This is a genomic window from Azoarcus sp. TTM-91, from assembly GCF_012911025.1.
GTDB lineage: Bacteria > Pseudomonadota > Gammaproteobacteria > Burkholderiales > Rhodocyclaceae > Azoarcus.
On record NZ_WUEI01000247.1, the window covers coordinates 1 to 1,744 of the forward strand.

General features: G+C 71.4%; 1 protein-coding gene. It reads right to left on the reverse strand.

Translation table 11 applies throughout. The features are described from left to right. Positions 1–284 precede the first annotated feature (284 nt). The coding region (locus GRF61_RS24005) for a cobaltochelatase subunit CobN (RefSeq protein ID WP_211166181.1) at positions 285–1,744 on the reverse strand (1,460 nt) is incomplete at its 5' end.

The window sequence follows — 1,744 nt, forward strand, 5'->3', positions numbered from 1 at the left end:
GCGCAAAGGGTGGGCGTTGCCCGGCCGGCGGGGGCGATCCGCCTGCGGCTGGGGCGACGAAAACCGGTGCGTGCGACTGCCCTTCGACACGCTCAGGGCGAACGGTGTTGAGCGGTGGGCCACTGGCGGGGACGGTGTCAGGTGGACTTCATGGCCTGTGAAGCTTTGAGGCTCGTTGCGTTCAAGGCTGGCGGAGGCAGTGCAGCCCCGAGGTCCGCCGCGCCCGAGGTCAGCGTAGGTTGGGGAGTCCAGGCGGAGAGCAGCCGGATGGAAGTTGCGCACGCTCATGCTTCCTCCAGTTTGCGTTCCGCCGCGAGCAGGTGGCGTTCCACGCGCTCGCGGTAGTCGCCCGGCGCCTGCCACAGGCCGCGCTGCATGGCTTCCAGCAGGCGTTCGCAGATTTCGCGCAGGGCGTCGGGGTTGTGCTGCTGCAGGAAGGCGCGGGTGTCGGCGTCTTCCAGGCAGGCGTCGGCGACGCGTGCGTACTGGTCGTCGCGCACGACGCGGGCGGTGGCGTCGTAGGCGTAGAGGTAGTCCACCGTGGCGGCGATTTCGAACGCGCCCTTGTAGCCGTGGCGCTTCACGCCGGCGAGCCACTTGGGGTTGGTGACGCGGGCGCGCACCACCCGGCTGATCTCTTCTTCCAGCGTGCGCACCGCCGGCGCCTGCGGGTTGCTGTGGTCGCCGAACAGCACCGTGGGCTGGCGGCCGGCGAGGTGGCGCACGGCGGCGGTCATGCCGCCCTGGAACTGGTAGTAGTCGTCCGAATCCAGCAGGTCGTGCTCGCGGTTGTCCTGGTTGTGCATCACCAGTTCGATGCCGGCGAGGCGGCGGGCGAAGGTGTCGCGCGCTTCGCTGCCGTGGTCATCGGCGCCGTAGGCGTAGCCGCCCCAGTTGAGGTAGGCGGCGGCGAGGTCGGCGTCGCCTTCCCAGTTGCCGCTGTCGATGAGGCCTTGCAGGCCGGCACCGTAGGCGCCCGGCTTGGCGCCGAACACCCGGTGGCCGGCGCGGCGGCGGGCCTGTTCGGCGGGCAGACCTTCGGCCTGCAGCGCGGCGGCTTCGGCGGCGATGCGGGCGCGGATGGGATTCACCTCCGCCTCCTCGTCCAGTTCCGCCACCGCCTGCACCGCGGCATCGAACAGGCGGATGACGTTGGCGAAGGCGTCGCGGAAGAAGCCGGAGACGCGCAGGGTGACGTCGATGCGCGGACGGTCCAGCAGCGACATCGGCAGGATCTCGAAATCCGCCACCCGGTGGCTGCCGTCCGCCCACTTGGGGCGCACGCCGATGAGGGCGAAGGCCTGGGCGATGTCGTCGCCGCCGGTGCGCATGGTGGCGGTGCCCCATACCGACAGGCCGATGGCGCGCGGGTAGTCGCCGTGCTCCTGCAGGTAGCGTTCGATCATGCGTTCGGCCGAGCGCAGGCCCAGCGTCCAGCTGGTCTGGGTGGGGATGGCTCGGGTATCGACCGAGTAGAAGTTGCGGCCGGTGGGCAATACGTCCGGCCGGCCGCGCGACGGCGCGCCGCTGGGGCCGGGCGGGACGAAGCGGCCGGCGAGGCCACGCAGCAGTTGCTGCAGTTCCTGCGGGCCGCAGGCGTCCAGGCGGGGGCGCAGGTCGCCGTTGATGCGGGCGAGCACGGCGGTGCTGCGGGGCCAGCGGGACGTGGTGCTTTCATCGGCCGCGCGGCTGTCTCCCTGTTCGCTTGCGTCCTCGTCCTGACTCCCCTCTCCCCCTGTGGGAG